At 40.6% G+C, this 16,664-nt stretch carries 14 protein-coding genes; 6 read left to right on the top strand and 8 right to left on the bottom strand.

The genetic code is table 11. The annotated features are described in order from the left end of the window. Positions 1–7: 7 nt before the first annotated feature. From BC751_RS09875 to BC751_RS09850, 6 genes are all read right to left on the bottom strand, one after another. Entirely contained in the window at positions 8–472 is a 465-nt protein-coding gene (locus tag BC751_RS09875) for a hypothetical protein (RefSeq protein ID WP_165389822.1), read from the bottom strand. 460 nt (positions 473–932) lie between these two features. After that, positions 933–2,102 carry an ATP-binding protein gene (locus BC751_RS09870; protein ID WP_130275395.1) on the bottom strand — a complete coding sequence of 390 codons (1,170 nt, stop codon included), beginning with the start codon at positions 2,100–2,102 and terminating at the stop codon, positions 933–935. Positions 2,103–2,127: 25 nt separating this feature from the next. Continuing rightward, the gene (locus BC751_RS09865; RefSeq protein ID WP_242617395.1) at positions 2,128–4,014 is read right to left on the bottom strand and encodes an IS1634 family transposase; all 1,887 of its coding nucleotides are present in this window, start codon (positions 4,012–4,014) and stop codon (positions 2,128–2,130) included. A 515-nt stretch (positions 4,015–4,529) separates the two neighbouring features. Beyond that, positions 4,530–6,284, bottom strand: a complete 1,755-nt coding sequence (locus BC751_RS09860; RefSeq protein WP_130275394.1) for a T9SS type A sorting domain-containing protein — start codon at positions 6,282–6,284, stop codon at positions 4,530–4,532. A gap of 4 nt (positions 6,285–6,288) precedes the next feature. Then, a complete protein-coding gene (locus BC751_RS09855) occupies positions 6,289–6,969 on the bottom strand; it encodes an outer membrane beta-barrel protein (RefSeq protein ID WP_130275393.1) in 681 nt (226 codons plus the stop codon). A gap of 60 nt (positions 6,970–7,029) precedes the next feature. Next, positions 7,030–7,707, bottom strand: a complete 678-nt coding sequence (locus tag BC751_RS09850) for a hypothetical protein (protein ID WP_130275392.1) — start codon at positions 7,705–7,707, stop codon at positions 7,030–7,032. A gap of 383 nt (positions 7,708–8,090) precedes the next feature. Between BC751_RS09850 and BC751_RS22575 the strand changes: the two genes are divergently transcribed. Next, entirely contained in the window at positions 8,091–8,222 is a 132-nt protein-coding gene (locus BC751_RS22575) for a hypothetical protein (RefSeq protein ID WP_278043584.1), read from the top strand. A gap of 202 nt (positions 8,223–8,424) precedes the next feature. Here BC751_RS22575 and BC751_RS09845 read toward each other — a convergent pair whose 3' ends face one another. Further along, complete coding sequence (locus BC751_RS09845; protein ID WP_242617421.1) at positions 8,425–8,766, bottom strand: hypothetical protein; 342 nt, start codon at positions 8,764–8,766, stop codon at positions 8,425–8,427. Between the two features lie 768 nt (positions 8,767–9,534). Between BC751_RS09845 and BC751_RS09840 the strand changes: the two genes are divergently transcribed. Next, on the top strand, positions 9,535–10,716 hold the full coding sequence (locus BC751_RS09840; RefSeq protein ID WP_130275223.1) for an IS4 family transposase: 1,182 nt from the start codon (positions 9,535–9,537) through the stop codon (positions 10,714–10,716). A 487-nt stretch (positions 10,717–11,203) separates the two neighbouring features. Then, complete coding sequence (locus tag BC751_RS09830) at positions 11,204–12,493, top strand: ATP-binding protein (protein WP_130275390.1); 1,290 nt, start codon at positions 11,204–11,206, stop codon at positions 12,491–12,493. Between the two features lie 30 nt (positions 12,494–12,523). On the opposite strand, the gene BC751_RS09825 is transcribed toward BC751_RS09830, so the two are convergent. Further along, entirely contained in the window at positions 12,524–13,648 is a 1,125-nt protein-coding gene (locus BC751_RS09825; protein ID WP_130275389.1) for a DUF4221 family protein, read from the bottom strand. Positions 13,649–13,963: 315 nt separating this feature from the next. On the opposite strand from BC751_RS09825, the gene BC751_RS09820 reads away from it, so the two are divergent. The 3 genes from BC751_RS09820 to BC751_RS09810 are packed head-to-tail and all read left to right on the top strand — an operon-like array spanning position 13,964 to position 16,631. Beyond that, positions 13,964–14,719, top strand: a complete 756-nt coding sequence (locus tag BC751_RS09820) for a (Fe-S)-binding protein (protein ID WP_130277548.1) — start codon at positions 13,964–13,966, stop codon at positions 14,717–14,719. Beyond that, the gene (locus BC751_RS09815) at positions 14,716–16,074 is read left to right on the top strand and encodes a lactate utilization protein B (protein WP_130275388.1); all 1,359 of its coding nucleotides are present in this window, start codon (positions 14,716–14,718) and stop codon (positions 16,072–16,074) included. The genes BC751_RS09820 and BC751_RS09815 overlap by 4 nt, the downstream gene beginning before the upstream one ends. Further along, positions 16,071–16,631 (top strand): LutC/YkgG family protein, encoded by a 561-nt coding sequence (locus tag BC751_RS09810; protein WP_130275387.1) that lies wholly within the window; start codon positions 16,071–16,073, stop codon positions 16,629–16,631. The genes BC751_RS09815 and BC751_RS09810 overlap by 4 nt, the downstream gene beginning before the upstream one ends. The last annotated feature ends 33 nt before the right edge of the window (positions 16,632–16,664 follow it).

Genomic DNA, 16,664 nt, shown 5'->3' with positions numbered 1-16,664 from the left:
GATTGAACTAATTTATTGAAGCACTTTGTACAACTACCAATTTATCCAACCAAATGCCCGGTGCAAAACTTGCGGTTGTATCTGCTGTAAGACAACCCCTAATACTCCCATCCTTTTCCTTTTGGGTAGCTCTCCGGTACTTCACTTTTATAGGAAATGTCTGGGACAACATTTCAGCTGAGCGAACTACACCTTCATGGTAGAAAGCTTCCTCCGGAATTGTGAAAATCGGTCTATTGGAATTTGTACCCACAGGGGCAGGCAGACGAAGCCGTGAGGGAGACAAGCTATAAGTGGCTATGGTATCTGCCAGATCATTTGAAATAATAACGTATCCAACTCTTCCGTTTTGATGAAAAGAACAATAGTTAAACCCTACAATAGAACCTTCAAGTTCAAAAGTTTCAAATTCTTCCTTTTCCAAACATCCAGCCTTACCTATCAATATCAAAGCTAGGAAGAAATATTTCAAGACATTCCGTGAAATTTTAATTGCGAATAAAATTATATTTCTCATAAATTATTGAATAAAACATACATGATCCTTCAATAATATTAAAACTAATTTTTGAATATTGCAAAAACACAAACCACTCTTAATCAGTTTTTTGCACTTAGCTCTGCCTTTCAAGGACCCAAAAACCAAACAATATTCTAAAACCTTAGGTTACCCCCCCCTAAAAACAAACTAATTGATAAGCATTAGTTGATTTTCCTGAATTAAAAACTTTTTTCATAGTTTTTAAAAAAAATTTTTGGTGCAATTTTAACTGGATAGAAAATAAAGCTTGCTTTTCCTGCGGTTCGTTACCGGACTTAGATATATAGGATTTTCAATCCTGCCTATCTTGAAGGAAAAAGAATTACAAATTCTTTTTATCTGTACTCGGTATGTTAAATTTCGAGAGTCGGACTAAAATCTAAAGGCCCTATCAAGTTTCAATAATCGGTAAGTAATTGGTTAAAAAAGTCTTGAGGTTGCAAACACGAATTTGGCCATCAGCAAGGTAATCGGAAGATGCAGGGGTAATGATGAAGTTTTTCAAAGAACCTAAATCTTCTACTGCGATGCGGTAGCCTTTACTTACTTTGGGGGCAGAAGTAAATTTTATTTCAATACAAGCCAAAGTTCTCGCTCCCCTTCTAAGCACCAGATTACACTCAGTTCCTTCATGAGTCCTGTAAAAAAGCATTTCAATGTCCGGACTGATTACCTGACTGACCTGTTCTATGACATAACCTTCCCAAGATGCCCCCAGCAGTGGGTGTCCCAGCAGTTGTTCCATATCCAAAATACCGGCAAGGTGATGCAAAATCCCACTGTCGCGAATATATACTTTAGGGGCTTTGACCAGTCGCTTTTTGGCATTATTGTGAAAGGCAGGCAACTTTCTCACAAGGTATGCCTGCTCCATAAAATCAAGGTATCGTTTTACGGTAGGAGCGGTTACGCCCAAGGAGTTTGCGAGGGTACTGGCATTCCACAATGCGCCTTGAAGATGTGCCAGCATAGACCAAAACCGCCGGATCTGTACAGGTGATACTTGTAGGCCAAGCATGGGTAGTTCCCGTTCCACATAACTTTGTATAAAACTCCTGACCCAGTTTTTACTTAAAGTATCAGTAGGTGCAAGCAAAGCATCTGGAAAACCACCTCTGAACCAGTGTTGGTCCATTTGGAACAAGTCCAAAACCTCAGTAAGATTGAAAGGACTTAACTCCTTATAAGAAATTCTACCGGCTAAAGATTCAGAACTGTCACGGATAAGTTCAGGCGAAGCCGACCCGAGTAACATAAACCTTCCCGGCACGCGATGCTGGTCTATCAATGCCCTTAGGACCGGAAACAAATCGGGTTTGCGCTGCACCTCATCAATAACTATACAATGATCTTTGAATTGTTGAAGAAATAACTCCGGTTCTTCCAGCTTTGCTAAATCAGACGGAAGCTCTAAATCCAGATACAGTATTTCTTTCTTGATTTTATCTGCCAGCAATTTTGACAAAGTGGTTTTGCCTACTTGTCGGGGACCAAGGAGTCCTACTGCCGGGAAAAATGAAATAAGTCCGAGCAACTCCTCGGTTATCATTCGTTTAATCATAAAGTAAATTTAACCCAGATTGCAGCTATCCGCCTGTAAGTAGCTGTAATCTGGGTATTTCTGTTTTTTTGAGTTCAAGTTTGTGTACTACGGATTTTCTTTTTGTAAACGGTTGGTATTTGGTCTGAAGGATGTCGTAGATTTCTTTTAGGTTTTTGTTTGGAACTGTACACTTGCGTGTGGTAATGACTTTATCATAGGTGTTTTTCCCTGAAGTAGTGATGGCCTTTTGTGTGTTTCCTATTCTCACTATTTCACCCCAGCAGCTTTTTATTCCCTTCTGCTTGAGCTGGTACCTCACTGTATTGACTATCCAATATGCAAGGATTCCCAGATGTAGATGTGCCATGGTGGCATCATCGTTTTTATGGTAAATCGGTCTAAGATCCAGATCGGTTTTTAGTGTACGGAAGGCATTCTCTATTTCCCTGATAGTGTTATAGATATTCCAGATGATGTACTCCTCCTGCACGTTCAGGTTTGTCCGTAAAAAATAGATGCCCAGATTATCAGCTTTTGCCTGCTCCCGTTCCGGGTTTTTCTTCCATGACATTGCTGTCGCCTGTTCTGTTTTAGGGTCACTTTCAACAGTGATCTCATAATAATACTGGACTGATGGATACTTTTCTTTGGCCCTCCCGATGCGCTGGTGGACTTTATCGGTTTTTTTCACTCCTCCCTTGCTGTTGAGGGCATGCTGTATTTTTTGCAGTTCCTGTTCAAACCTTTGTTCGAACTGTAGCTTCATGCCTTCCTCTTTCTTCTCTTTGGAAGGGCTTTTGACTTCCAAATAATAGTCTGTGTTTTTTTCTGTGGACACGGCTCTGAGTCTGATGTTCTGCTTTGATTTTGTTTCCAGCAGAGTTGTAAGCCTGTCGGGCACATAGCTATAATCCTTGAGTTTTGTCCTGCTTACACAGAGGTAGCTGTATCCTTTGCTCTGGATAAGATGCAGGTTTTCTTCGGTGGCTATGCCTGCATCGAGTACCACTACCGCAGGTCCTGTACAGGTGTGGACGGAAAGCTTTTCAATCATTGCAGCAAGTGTGTTGCAGTCTGCTATGTTTCCTTCCAGGATAGAGGAGTACTTGATAAACCCTTCCACATTCACTACCAGTGCCAGCACAACAAGTTTTGCGTCTTTTCTTTTTTCCTTGCTCCTCCCGTATTGTGCCAGCTTACTGTTCGGTTTTTCTCCCTCAAAGTAGGTGTTGGTCAGATCATAAAGGATGATCTTATCCTGTAGATCAAAGAGTTCATTGGTACGTTTGGAAAGGTGCTTTTCGAGTGAATCTTTGACTTTGTATAGCTCAAGCGCACTTTTGTACAGCTTGTCCTTGGTTATTTTATCCATATCATAGCCCGTAAGCTCACAGACTGCCGAGTTTTCCTTTATCCAACGGACAGTTTTGAGTTCGGAAGCGGGGTATACCGCACGGGATACAACCTGTGTGGCTGCAAGACTTGCATCTTCGGCGCTGAATCCCGCCGAAAGTAATAAAGGTGTAAGCTGCAGCTTCTCCCATGTCTGGAAAGCAATATTCTCTGCTCCTATTTCTCTGGCATTACTGTGCTGGATGGTATCCATATCCACCATCCGTGACAGCTGCTGTTCCGACTTGATATCCAGCTTCTTGGAAGATACGATCCGACTCCAGAAGTCTTCAACATAGCGTCTGACGATTGGATCTTCCTCCAGGTCAAAAAAAGAAGCCTTGTGCTCATACTTCTCAGTAAGGTGTTTCTGTATTTTGTTGAGCTGCTCGGGCGCAGCATCCTCCATGAAACCTATATTCAGGATAGTGCGATGACACACCCTGTTGTCAGCATTACGGTAACTTTCCACCAGCCGGTAGTATCCGCTGAGTCTTCCCGAATCGGGATGTTTACGTAAAGAGAACTTGAAATACATGGTGTAAAGTACTGGTATTGAACCCCAAGATGCAATACCCCTTGTGTACTACAAACCAAAAAATGGCATTATACAGCCCGTAGAAAAAAAAATCACGTAGGGGGGTACGGGTAATCGGAGCTAAAAAAAAGAAAATTTCCCGAAATTTTCTTTTTTAACCCCTAAAAGCTGCAATCTGGGTTAATTCTTTACCCTGAAATTTAAAAATAGTATTTTTAAATTTCAGGGTAATTAATACTGTGTCTGTAAGGTTTTCTTACATCAATGAATAATTTGACAAAGTAGGATTAGGGGATATTGATGGAAATATAATTGAAATCAAAGCGAATATCCCGAGAGCGGAATGTGATTCGTTATAGGGTTGAAAAAAATAGAAATAGAAACGAGGACACCGGGAGTGAAACGGTTCAGAATTGTATTTTTATGGATAAAGGTAGATTAAAACACAATATTTTAGTGAAAATAAAAAGGGGGAAGCTTGAGAAGCTCTCCCCTATTCTTTTCATAAAGGTTCATTACTCAATCAGAATCTGTTCTCTTATGATTTCCCCGTCCACTGTTACATGGATAAAGTAAATACCCTTTTTCAGACTTCTGACATCGAAAACAATTTTTGATCCTTCCCTGTAACCTTTGGCCATTTCCCTACCTTCAGAATTTAGCAGGGTGGCTGACTCAATAGCCGGTGCATCCTCCTTAGAAACATCTGCTGTGACAGGCATCATTTCTATGTTTAGGAGATCACTGGTAGGATTAGGGTAAGCGACCACAGCAAAAGAACTTGGGCATCCCCATGTCTGTCGGGTCAGGAAGAAATTGTAATTGGCACCTTGCCCACAGGAATTGGATGAACTTGCAGAAATTGCAATGGATGACATATTCGAGGGAAAGGTAAAATCCATGGTATTGTTCCCTATAAAATGGGGGACACCCGATGGTACGGTCCATGTGGCTGTTCCTGCATTGCCTCCCGTTGGGGTCACGTTTAGAAAATGGTTGCCCGGACACAAAGAAACTGATTGGCCAGGAAAGACAGGCTGGTTATTGACCCTCATATTGGTAATATGAGGAGTGCCGACCCAAACATTACGGGTGAATGATCCTGTTCCACATTGGTTGCTGATATTTACTGTAACCGTGATCGGTCCATTATAACCGTTTACACGTGTGGCCGAACCGGTGGAACTGTTAATGCTCAGTCCTGATGGATTCGAGGAGGACCAGGAAATGGAAGAACCGGCAGGCAAAGTCCCCACAGAAAACACACCTGTTGAGCAAATCAACGAAGGGCCGTTAATGACATAATTAAAGGGAGCTGTTATATTTTGGGATGTGGTAATAGTACACCCGCCTGTCACAGGGATGTTCACGGATATAGTTCCAGAAGTTCCTAGGGGAGTGATAGTTCTTGTCCTACCTGTTCCTGATATTGTCCATCCTGGTGGAACTGTCCAATCGTAGGAATCAGCACAGAGAAGTTCAGGTACTGATGCGGTAAATGGAACCCCACACCTTATTCCACTTGGTGGTGGTGTGCTTATAGAAATGGTAGGGCTTCTGGTAATTGGTAAAGGCATTGGCAGGCTGTAATGAGGAGTGCCTCTTCCTTCTGCATTGGTATAGGCCCGGACAACTATGGCACCGGAACCTTCGCAGTTTGGAGTGAATTGCTGAGTTCTTCCATTGGTTCCAAGATAAAGTCTAGGGGTTCCGTTGGATACGCTTCCATCCGAGAATTTCCAACCCACAGGGATAGTCCATTCATAACCATCTGCAGCCCTGTTTATTCCGTTTGGGATGCTCATGGCAGCAGTACTATAGGTGATTGGGGTATTTTGGCAGACCGGAACATTGCTCATTCCTGTGATTTCGGCTGGGGTCTCTCCCAATATAGACATAACGCTGTAATTATTAGACGGATAATTACCATTGAAAGAATTATTCGAACATTGCTGTAATAAGATGTTTACCCTAGCTGTGGTGGATTTTTGGCCACCCCAGGTAACATCCAGGTTGTTTCCCGGTCTTTTGACCACAGTAGCGTTACCGTTATTTAAGACGGTGAATGATGTTTGCACACAGCCTTGAGGCAATGCTGCAATAGTACCATTTAGCTTCCATTCATAATTAAAGGATATGGTTTCTCCATACCAAAATGGTCCTGTACCAAATGGGACAAAATCAACCGTAAGGGAAGATGTTGACTGAGTGAAGGCCGTTGGAATAATACCAAAAGCAAACAGAAACAAAAGCAGAACACATTTTTTCATAAGATTAAAATTTATAAGTGAACAATATCTGATGGAATGGATTTATGGTGGCATCAATTCGATTACTAGAATGGTCTCTGATCCGACCACTAATTTCACTTCCATCATCACGGAAAAAGAATACATCCTCGAGGAAATGATAATGCCTATGGATGATGGAAACAGAAGACTCTAAGGAAAAGCTAATTTTTTCGGTCAAATGGTAGGTATAACCGACCAATCCATGAAGACCGATAAAGCGCCAAGTCAGTGATTCAAAACCTTGGATATTGGGCAAATCCCAATTAACCTTCCTAAAATCCCTGAAAAATGAAAGGTCTGCACCCCAATAAAGACTGGACCTCTCCCAAGTGGAAAATTCCCTTTGGTATCCCAACAATGCCATAAAAGCAAATCGGTGACTGTCATGGTCAAATGTATTTCCCCGGACTGTTGTGTCGAGATAAGTGTAAAAATCGTAACCAATCCTAACCCTTAGATGGGATTTATTGTCACTGTCAGGATTGAGCAGGTACCTTCCAAATAGCGAGTAAGCCGCAAAGGTATTCTTGTCAACAAGGGACGAAGCATCGACACCAACTTCCCAGAGATTGGGCGATTTGGTTTGCTGTCCAAAAGATGACGCACTAAATAAGGCTCCTAAAACAGCCATAAATACTATGAGAAGAAATTTGTTAAAAACCATAGCTGTAGTTTATAAATGATTCTTTAAGAAATAAGTGGTGAGTCTTGTTTCGTACAAGGTTCAAAACTTATAGGTGAACAAAAGTTGGTGGAAAGGATTGATACGGGAATCGATTCTGCTAGCTGAACTGTCTTCATAAAGCCGGTTATCAAAAGCGAAATAGGTGACATCCTGATCAAAAATTTCCCTTCTAAAGAAAACCGAAAGGGAAGACTCCAATGAAATCCTTATTCGACTACCTAAGCTGTAGGAATATCCTGCCAAGGCATGTAGTCCGATCTTATTGTGACTGTAATCCTCGAAGCCTTGGACACCCAAAGGACCGGGTATGTCCCACTTTTTGTTGCTGGATTCCCTTGAAAAGGATAAATCAGATCCAAAATAAAGACTAGAACGGTCATTTGAAGTGATTTCCTTCTGATAGCCTACTATGACTGAGAAAGCAAAAGCACGGCTGTCATGTTCGATAGCTGTGCCAAAATTGGCAGTATCCAGATAATTGAATCCGTTGAAACCAATCCTGGCCCTCAGGTGGGATTTCTTGTCTCCTGTAGGATTGAGTAAATACCGCCCAAAAAGGGAATAGGGAGTCAGGGAATTCTTATCGATCAGTGAAAGCAAATCTGCCCCCACTTCCCAACGAGGTACCTGAATTGTGTCTTTTTCCTGGGCCTTTGACTGAACAGCTAGCAGAATGAACATAAGGCATATTCCTGCAATGATGAACTTATTTTTCATGATCGTTTAGTTTTTAAAATTTTTCCTGATGCTATCCTAATCAAAAGCCTTCAGGAATATTAAAAATAATATTTTTATTAATAATTGCAATATTTTATTTAATTAATCAAAGGGTTTTATCTGATTTTTTACCTTTATCAATACCAAAAAACAAAATAATATTCTAAATCCTTAGGTTACCCCCCCTAAAAACAAACTAATTGATAAGTATTAGTTGATTTTCCGGAGTTAAAAACTTTTTTTATAGTTTTTGAAAAAAATTGAATTGAAATTTTAACTGGATAGAAAATAAAGCTTGCTTTTCTTGCTGTTCGTTACCGGATTTAGATGAATAGGATTTTCAGTCCTAATATTCTACGGCAAAAGAATGAATTACAATTCATGTGTCTGTACTCGAAATTTCAAATTTCGAGGAGCGCTCCCTCGGTCTGAAAAGCCGTTATACCCTAGAAATGGGTGTAGCTCATTTCATGGATGAAACGAGGTTGGATATCAGGCCTGAAAGGAACGAATAGTTATTTTAGGCTTGGGCATCATAAGTAGTAATAACATCTTTGGGCAAGCTTTAATCCAATGGCCAATTGCTACTATAATACTTAATCGCAGAAATCATATGATTTCTGCGATTATGATTGCTGATTTTATATAAAATTTGCGATTAGAACCATTTAGGATCCAATACGAAACAAGCCAATCAATAAAAAATAACTTTCAGGCCTATTTTCCCCACAAATCAACACCATAGAGAATTTTTACCTCAACCCGATTCGCCAAAAAATCCTGAAAAATCTCCGGGGCATCAAAATCCAACTTGGTTCCATCACAGTAATACTGGGATTGATTGGAAGAACTCATCAAGGGAGACTGGATTTCAATCACCTCTCTGGAATTGAATTGATACAAAATGATCCCGCTTACCGGGGTGTTTCTGATCAGTTCAAACTGTTCTTTTAACCAAGTGAGCTGGCTTAATGCATCGGAGGTTTCACAGGTAGAAAACTGCTCATCAACAGGTTCCTCTGTCGCACAACTCCCTAAGCAGATACATGCAATCAGCATGAATATCAATATTGTTGGTTTTTTAAATATGCTCACCATAATAAAATTGATTTAGACTGCCACAAAGACTCAAAGGCACAAAGTTTAATCAAGTTGATTCTTTTACCTCTGAATCATTGGACCAATTGAGATTCTTTAACCTAAGAGAAGTTTAATTTAATCACAAAAAACGAAATACAGAAATATTAGTTGGGAATATAGGCAATTCATCTGATTTTCTTAAAAAAAGGAAACGCATAAATTAACCAACATTGATTCCATTAAACTTACCTGTAATTAATCGAGATCAAAACATAAATTAAAATTCAACCTGACTGAGGTAATTTAAGCGTTTTTCCTTTGTCACTTTTTTTCTTGATAAAAAAAGTAACCAAAAAAATCAAGAATTTCGAATCCTTCTCCCCACAAGGCCAAAGTCGGCCCGGTCGAAATTATTCCTCCCCGCCCTACTTAGACGATTTCGTTATTAATGTTTTTCGCTTTTTACCTCCAAATATTTATCATTCATCTTAGGTTAGGAACTTAACGTTACTTTGTAAATGTACTAGGATTCAGGCATGGATCAAAAAACCGCCTAATTGATTTGAGTCCAAAATCAAAATTAAAGTGCAAATCAAAATTTTAGGCCTAATTTTTCGATTTGGAGAACACATGACAAAGCTGAAATAGATTACCTGGAAGCAATACCGTCCTAAATAAAATATGAGAGGTCTGGTTTTTTGCCCAAAATAGCTATTTTGGGTTTGCACCAAAAAACATAAACCTCCCATGAGTAATATTACATTGTTTTCTCAGATTATTAAAAAAATCGAGCGTTCAATTTTCAAGAAACTGGTTGAAGAGAAGCAAACGGACAAGGGCTGCAAAGGCTTTGACAGCTGGACGCATTTGGTTTCCATGCTTTTTTGCCATTTTGCCAAAAGTACTTCTGTAAGGGATATTTCAAACGGCCTGCGTTCGGCCACGGGGAACCTCAACCATCTGGGGATTGCCAAGGCACCATCCAAGTCCAGTATCAGTTATCAGAACAAGCGCAGGGACTCTGACCTGTTCAAGGAGCTGTATTACGAGCTTCTGAAGCATTTAGGACAGCAGGCGTCCCTGAGCAGGGTAAAACTACGGATCAAGGCTCCCGTCTATCTGCTCGACTCCACGGTGGTAAGTCTTTGCCTTTCGATGTTTGACTGGGCAACCTTCAGGACCAAAAAGGGTGCTGTAAAGATGCATACGCTTCTGGACTATGACGGGAAACTCCCTGTTTATGTGAATATTACAGAAGGAAGTATGGCAGACAATAAAGGCGCTTATGATATTCCTTTGGAGAAAGGATCCGTTATAGTGGCGGACCGCTATTACAATGACTTTCCGATGCTCAACATTTGGGACAGCAAGGGGGTCTTTTTCGTCATAAGGCACAAGGATAACCTTAAGTTCAGCACAATCAATGAACGTCGACTCCCTGAAAATACTGCACAGGAAGTACTGATAGACGAAGAAATTGAACTGGTAAACCCGCAGTCAAAAGTGAAGTACCCCGGAAAACTCAGAAGAGTGGCTGTATGGGACGAAAAAAACCGACAGACCGTCGAACTGATTACCAATAACTTCAAATGGTCAGCAAAGACAATCGGTGATCTTTACCGGTGCCGATGGGAGATTGAGATCTTCTTCAGGGACATCAAGCAGTTACTCCATATCAAAACCTTTATCGGAACATCGAAAAATGCCGTGATGATCCAGATATGGACCGCGCTGATCACCATTCTGCTCCTAAAAGTGATGAAGGCAACCGCTAAATTCGGATGGCATCTGTCCAATCTGGTTGCATTTATCAGACTGAACATATTCGTTAAAATAGAGCTGCAAAAGTGGCTGGACAAACCCTTTGAAGACCATGAAAAACCTCCTCAAAAAAGCCAACAGGGGGTTCTATTTCCGGATTACAGATAAAATCACAATAGAAATTGCAGAAACACAGCTAAACATCTGTCTTGTAAATTATTTAGGACAGCATTGACCTGGAAGAAACTGATGGGATGTTACATGCCTATGAATTCAAATGGAAAGATCAGAAACTCAGATTTCCGGCATCTTTTCTCCAAAGCTATCCTGAGCACCAAACAGCAGTGGTCAGCAGACAAAACTTTGAAGGTTTTTTTATCGCACTTACTTCAAATTTACCAAACCAATCACCGGATTGGCTTCTTCCTGCGCACCTGATACATCGTTTTAATTCAAGAAATTCTTAGTGAATTCCCCTAAAAGATGTAATAAAGAGTCCTTTTCAGGCCATTCATCCCTATTATCAGATTCATTTACGGTTATTTTCCTTCATAAAATTGTAGTAATTCACATTTTTTCATTTGAAAAAGTGTAATCAATCACATTTTTTCATTTGAAAAAGTGTAATTTTACAATTAGCACCAATCATATTTTTATGAAAAGAAAGTTAATCAAATCACTGATCAAATGGAGAAACTCCCCAAAAAGAAAACCTTTGGTCATCCGTGGGGCAAGACAGGTAGGAAAAACTTGGTTGATGAAGTCCTTTGGTGCGCAACACTATCAACAAGTAGCCTACATCAATTTTGAGAGCAGTCAGACAATGAAGCAGGTTTTTGAACAGGATTTTGATACTGACCGCTTATTAATGGCCATTCAGATTGAAACTGGGATTAAGATTGATCCAGAAAATACCTTGGTGATTCTGGATGAAATACAAGAGTCCAAAGGAGCACTGACTTCTTTGAAGTATTTTCAAGAAAATGCAGCAGAATACCATATCATGGCAGCAGGTTCTCTCCTGGGTGTCGCTTTACATGAAGGCACTTCTTTTCCGGTAGGAAAGGTGGAATTTCTGGATTTGTATCCTTTGGATTTTGAAGAATTTTTGGTGGCAAATGGAGAAGAAGTGCTAAACAATCTGCTACTATCACAGGACTGGGATATGATCAAACCTTTCTCTCAGAAACTTAAAAACTTACTTAAACAATATTATTTCATCGGCGGCATGCCAGAGGTTGTTCAACTATTTTTGGAAACACAGGACTTTGAAGCAGTCAGGAGCGCCCAGATCAGAATCTTAGATGCATATCAGCAGGATTTTTCGAAACACGCTCCATTCGAAATTGTTCCTAGAATCAGGATGGTCTGGAATGCCATTCCTTCCCAGCTTAGTAAAGAGAACAGAAAGTTTATTTATGGCCAGATAAAAAAGGGGGCAAGGGCCAAAGATTTTGAAATGGCCTTGGCTTGGTTGGTGGATTGTGGATTGGTACACAAGGTTAACAGGGTTTCAAAAGCAGGAATTCCTCTCAAAGGCTACGAGGATTTTGGTGCTTTTAAGCTTTTTCTTTTGGACGTTGGACTAATGGGGGCTATGGTTGAGATAGATGCCATCACCATTTTGGAAAAGAATCAACTATTTACGGAATTTAAAGGAGCTATTACCGAACAATTTGTGCTTCAGCAATTGATAGCTTCCGGTTTGAGACCATACTATTGGTCGGCAGATAATGCTACAGCAGAGATTGATTTTCTCATCCAACTTCAGGGAAAAATCATCCCGATTGAGGTAAAGGCAGAAGAAAATCTGAAAGCCAAAAGTTTAAAGGTATTTGTTGAAAAGTACAAAACCGAAACAAATATCAGGACTTCGCTATCGGATTACAGAAAAGAGGATTGGCTTGTAAATATTCCATTGTATGGAATCCATACTATCCGCTAATTTTAATCAAATTAGATTTTGGGAAATCAATCACCTTTTAATAAATCCAACTCGAATAAACCCAAGCTCATCCTCAAAATTATGGTAGAGAAAAATCTGATTGTCAACTAAGAAAATCCGGTAGGGCTTCATTCGGACTTCGGGAATCTGAAATTCCTCTACAATATTTAATTCTATGTCCATCACAAAAAGGTAATTGTCATATTCGGGGTTCTCTATATTAGTATTTGTTGAAGATAGCTTATACCCCCATCTATAAATTTTCTGGTTTTTCTCATCCCAAAGTGGAATAAGGAATGACATTCTTTTTTCAAGTTCCTTCTTAAATTCATCGGATTCCTTTTCACTATGCACTTCCTTGACTTTGTCCACTTTTGGGACATCTTGATAGAAGCTTGATGCCGGGTTGATAAGTTGAATTGAATCTGAATCAATCCTATAAAAAGCTATTTGCGGATAAGAGCGATTGTGCAAAATAAAACCATCTGAAAAATCCACAATCGAAAATCCTGTAACATAGGTAAAACTTGATTTTCCAAAGTAGGTAATCACAGTACTACTTTTGAGATTTTCAGATCCCGGAATAACTTTTAATTGATAAGCATCTTCTTTAAAATCATATATCAGCAATTCGAATTCAGGTGTTCCAAAAGTTGTAATGACGTTATAAATTTTATTCTGAAGTACGCTAAAACCTGTGTGGCAAAAACTTTTTGTCAATTCTTCTTGAATATAAAACAAATGGTCTACCCCTATTTTTTCTTTTAGATTACCACCTAAGTCAATCTTGTAAAACCTATTATCACCTTGAAGAAAAAATGTAGAATCATCCCAAACTTTAAATCCTATAAACCAATCTCCAATCCCATCAGGGCCTTCTTTCTCAAAAACAATCTCCTTTTCCAGTTTGGCATTTTCCAAGTTGATCACCTGAAGTGTCAAACTATTAGGATCAAAGTGAAACAACTTTTTCCCATCCATGGAAAGACCTGAATAAGCCAAATTTTCTTCCAGATTAATTATTGAAGCGCCGGAATCAATCAATAAAGTGTCTAAAGAATACTTTGTGGAAATATCTATACTACCTGAAGGACCTGAACAAGCCCAGACCAAAATCCATAAAGTAAAAAGGGAAAGACTTTTGAAAAATTTCATCACCTAATAAACTAATTACTTCTCTAAAAAACAAAACTTTTTAAACATATTAAGTCGGTTCCAAGCTCTTTTGAACCTTATCAAAATCAACCATCTTTTTGCATAAATTACCCCAACCCTTAAAAACCCGATACCACAGGATATTTTTCATTCATTATTTTTAGAAATTGAAAATTGAATCCTGTGATCATTTGCTTCATCAAATTGCTAAGTGATATTGATTGATATTTGTTGAGATTTATTGATATTTCAGCTATCGATGTACAAGCCAATATCTATCAGTATCTAAATATCCATAAATATCGAATCCATAAAATGCCTTTAAATAAGAAGATTGGTTTATTCATCCCCTGTTACGTCGATCAGTTCTACCCCAACGTAGCCATTGCCACTTTGGAATTGTTGGAGAAACTGGGTTGCCAGGCCAGCTATCCCATGGGGCAGACCTGCTGTGGACAGCCCATGGCCAATGCAGGTTATGAAAGGGATACTGTTGGTACCACCAAGCACTTTGTGGAAACTTTCAGGGATTATGACTACATCGTCGCCCCCTCCGGGAGTTGTGTCCTGCATATCAAAGACCATGCACCTCCTATACCCGGAATGGAAAAAGAACAGGAAATCCTCCACCATAAAATCTTCGAGCTGACTGAATTTCTCACTGATATCTTGAAAGTGGAAAATCTCCAAGGGTCCTTCCCTCACAAAGTGGGTTTCCATGCCTCCTGCCACGGGCATAGGGGCTTGAGGTTGGGTTCAAGTTCAGAGCGAAACGAACCTTTCTTCAGCAAAGCCAAGCAGCTGCTAGATCAAATAGAGGGTCTGGAATGGGTGGAATTGACCCGGAAAGACGAGTGCTGCGGATTTGGGGGTACTTTTGCCGTCACCGAAGAAGCCCTGTCTGTCCAAATGGGCAAAGACCGATTGCAGGATCACTTATCACATGGTGTGGAAATTCTCACCGGCGGAGATATGTCCTGCATCATGCACTTGGAGGGCATTGCAAAAAGAAATCAGCAACCTTTGAAATTTATGCATATCGCAGAAATCCTAAACCAAGCCCTCTCATGAGCCACCCAGCCAAAGCATCGGAATTTTTACAGGACGCTGCCAAAGCCAAATGGCATGATGAAACGCTTTGGTTTGTCCGGGACAAACGGGATACCATCAGCAAGACCATCCCTGAATGGGAGCAATTAAGAGACCTGGCTTCTCAGATTAAAGACAATGTGCTGGCCAATCTCGACCAATACCTCATCCAATTTGAAGAAAAGGCCAAAGCCAATGGCATACAGGTGCATTGGGCCAGGGATGCAGAAGAACACAACCAAATTGTACTCGGTATCCTACAAAGGCATCAATGCAAGGCCATTGTCAAAAGCAAATCCATACTCACGGAAGAATGTCACCTGAATCCCTACTTGGAAAAAAACGGAATTGAAGTGGTGGACACAGATTTAGGGGAACGCATTGTACAATTCTTAAACCAACCACCCAGCCATATTGTCCTTCCTGCAATCCACTTGAAGAAAAAAGATATTTCTGAGCTTTTTCATGAAAAACTGCATACCGAAAAAGGCAATGAAGATCCGGCTTACCTCACCCATGCGGCCCGCTTGCATTTGAGGGAAAAGTTCCTGGGCGCCAAAGTAGCCATTACGGGCGTGAATTTTGGTGTTGCGGAAACCGGTGAATTTGTGGTCTGTACGAATGAAGGCAATGCCGATATGGGTGTGCATTTGGCCGTTGTACACATCGCCTGTATGGGCATAGAGAAAATCATTCCGAGAAGAAAGGATCTGGGCGTATTTCTACGTCTCTTGGCCCGTTCAGCTACCGGGCAACCCATTACCAATTACAACTCCCACTTCCGCTCGCCTGCTTCGGGTAAGGAAATCCATATCGTCTTGGTGGACAATGGGCGCACAGACCAATTGGGCCGTGAAAAATTCAAAAATTCCCTCAAATGCATCCGTTGCGGCGCTTGTATGAATACCTGTCCCATTTACAGAAGAAGTGGAGGTTACAGTTATGGTTCAGTTGTTCCAGGCCCTATAGGTTCCATTCTATCGCCAGGCCTGGATGTCAAAAAATACAGTACCCTTCCCTTTGCCTCTACCCTCTGTGGTTCCTGCACGGATGTCTGCCCGGTAAAAATCAATATCCATGAGCAACTCTACGAATGGAGGCAGGAAATCACCAAATCTCAGGGCACCAATGCGAAAAGCATTTCCATGAAAATCGCCAATGGGATCTTTGCCGTACCATTTGCCTATAAAGTAACAGGTTCCATGATGCGGGGCGCATTAAAATTCCTGCCTGACAGCATCACCTATTCCGGTCTGAATACCTGGGGAAAACAAAGAGACCTGCCCGAAACACCCAAAGAAACTTTCAAAGACTGGTACAAAAAGAACAGGTCATGAGCAGCAGAGAACACATTTTAGCCAAAATCAAGTCCATACCGAGAGAAAGCAAACTGCTTCCTGATATTCCGGATTTCCATTTCACAGAAAATATACCTTCCCGCTTTATCCAATCCATTGAGAGCAATAAAGGAGAAGTAATTACGGAGTCCGGATTGAAAGCATTTTTGGAAACAAACCGCTTTGAAAAAATCATCAGTCTGGTTTCCGGAATGGAAAACCTTTCCACCCAGCTCTTACCAAGCGATGCCCATGAATTGAATGAGCTTGAAATTGCCATCATCCAAGGTCAATTTGGGGTAGCAGAAAACGGGGCAATCTGGTTGACCGATGAAAATTTAGGCTTACGGGCTTTACCCTTTATCACCGAGCATTTGGTGATTGTAATGGATGAAAAATCCCTGGTTTCCAATATGCACGAAGCTTATCAAAGAATTGGAGCCCAGCATTCAGGCTTTGGGCTTTTTATTGCCGGCCCTTCCAAGACAGCAGATATTGAACAGTCCTTGGTGATCGGGGCCCATGGTGCGAAGAGTTTAAGGGTGGTGTTGAAATAGATACGAGATACAAGAAGTAAGAAACGAAATCCG

Origin of the sequence: Cecembia calidifontis (assembly GCF_004216715.1) — a bacterium.
Classification (GTDB): Bacteria; Bacteroidota; Bacteroidia; order Cytophagales; family Cyclobacteriaceae; genus Cecembia_A; species Cecembia_A calidifontis.
Note: the sequence above shows the minus strand (reverse complement) of the source record. Positions and strands in the feature narration are given on the sequence as shown.

Coding starts and splice junctions, on each gene's coding strand:
- BC751_RS09870 (WP_130275395.1), bottom strand. CDS start 2,102: ATGATTAAACGAATGATAACCGAGGAGTTGCTCGGACTTATTTCATTT.
- BC751_RS09865 (WP_242617395.1), bottom strand. CDS start 4,014: ATGTATTTCAAGTTCTCTTTACGTAAACATCCCGATTCGGGAAGACTC.
- BC751_RS09860 (WP_130275394.1), bottom strand. CDS start 6,284: ATGAAAAAATGTGTTCTGCTTTTGTTTCTGTTTGCTTTTGGTATTATT.
- BC751_RS09855 (WP_130275393.1), bottom strand. CDS start 6,969: ATGGTTTTTAACAAATTTCTTCTCATAGTATTTATGGCTGTTTTAGGA.
- BC751_RS09850 (WP_130275392.1), bottom strand. CDS start 7,707: ATGAAAAATAAGTTCATCATTGCAGGAATATGCCTTATGTTCATTCTG.
- BC751_RS09845 (WP_242617421.1), bottom strand. CDS start 8,766: ATGCTGATTGCATGTATCTGCTTAGGGAGTTGTGCGACAGAGGAACCT.
- BC751_RS09840 (WP_130275223.1), top strand. CDS start 9,535: ATGAGTAATATTACATTGTTTTCTCAGATTATTAAAAAAATCGAGCGT.
- BC751_RS09830 (WP_130275390.1), top strand. CDS start 11,204: ATGAAAAGAAAGTTAATCAAATCACTGATCAAATGGAGAAACTCCCCA.
- BC751_RS09825 (WP_130275389.1), bottom strand. CDS start 13,648: ATGAAATTTTTCAAAAGTCTTTCCCTTTTTACTTTATGGATTTTGGTC.
- BC751_RS09820 (WP_130277548.1), top strand. CDS start 13,964: ATGCCTTTAAATAAGAAGATTGGTTTATTCATCCCCTGTTACGTCGAT.
- BC751_RS09815 (WP_130275388.1), top strand. CDS start 14,716: ATGAGCCACCCAGCCAAAGCATCGGAATTTTTACAGGACGCTGCCAAA.
- BC751_RS09810 (WP_130275387.1), top strand. CDS start 16,071: ATGAGCAGCAGAGAACACATTTTAGCCAAAATCAAGTCCATACCGAGA.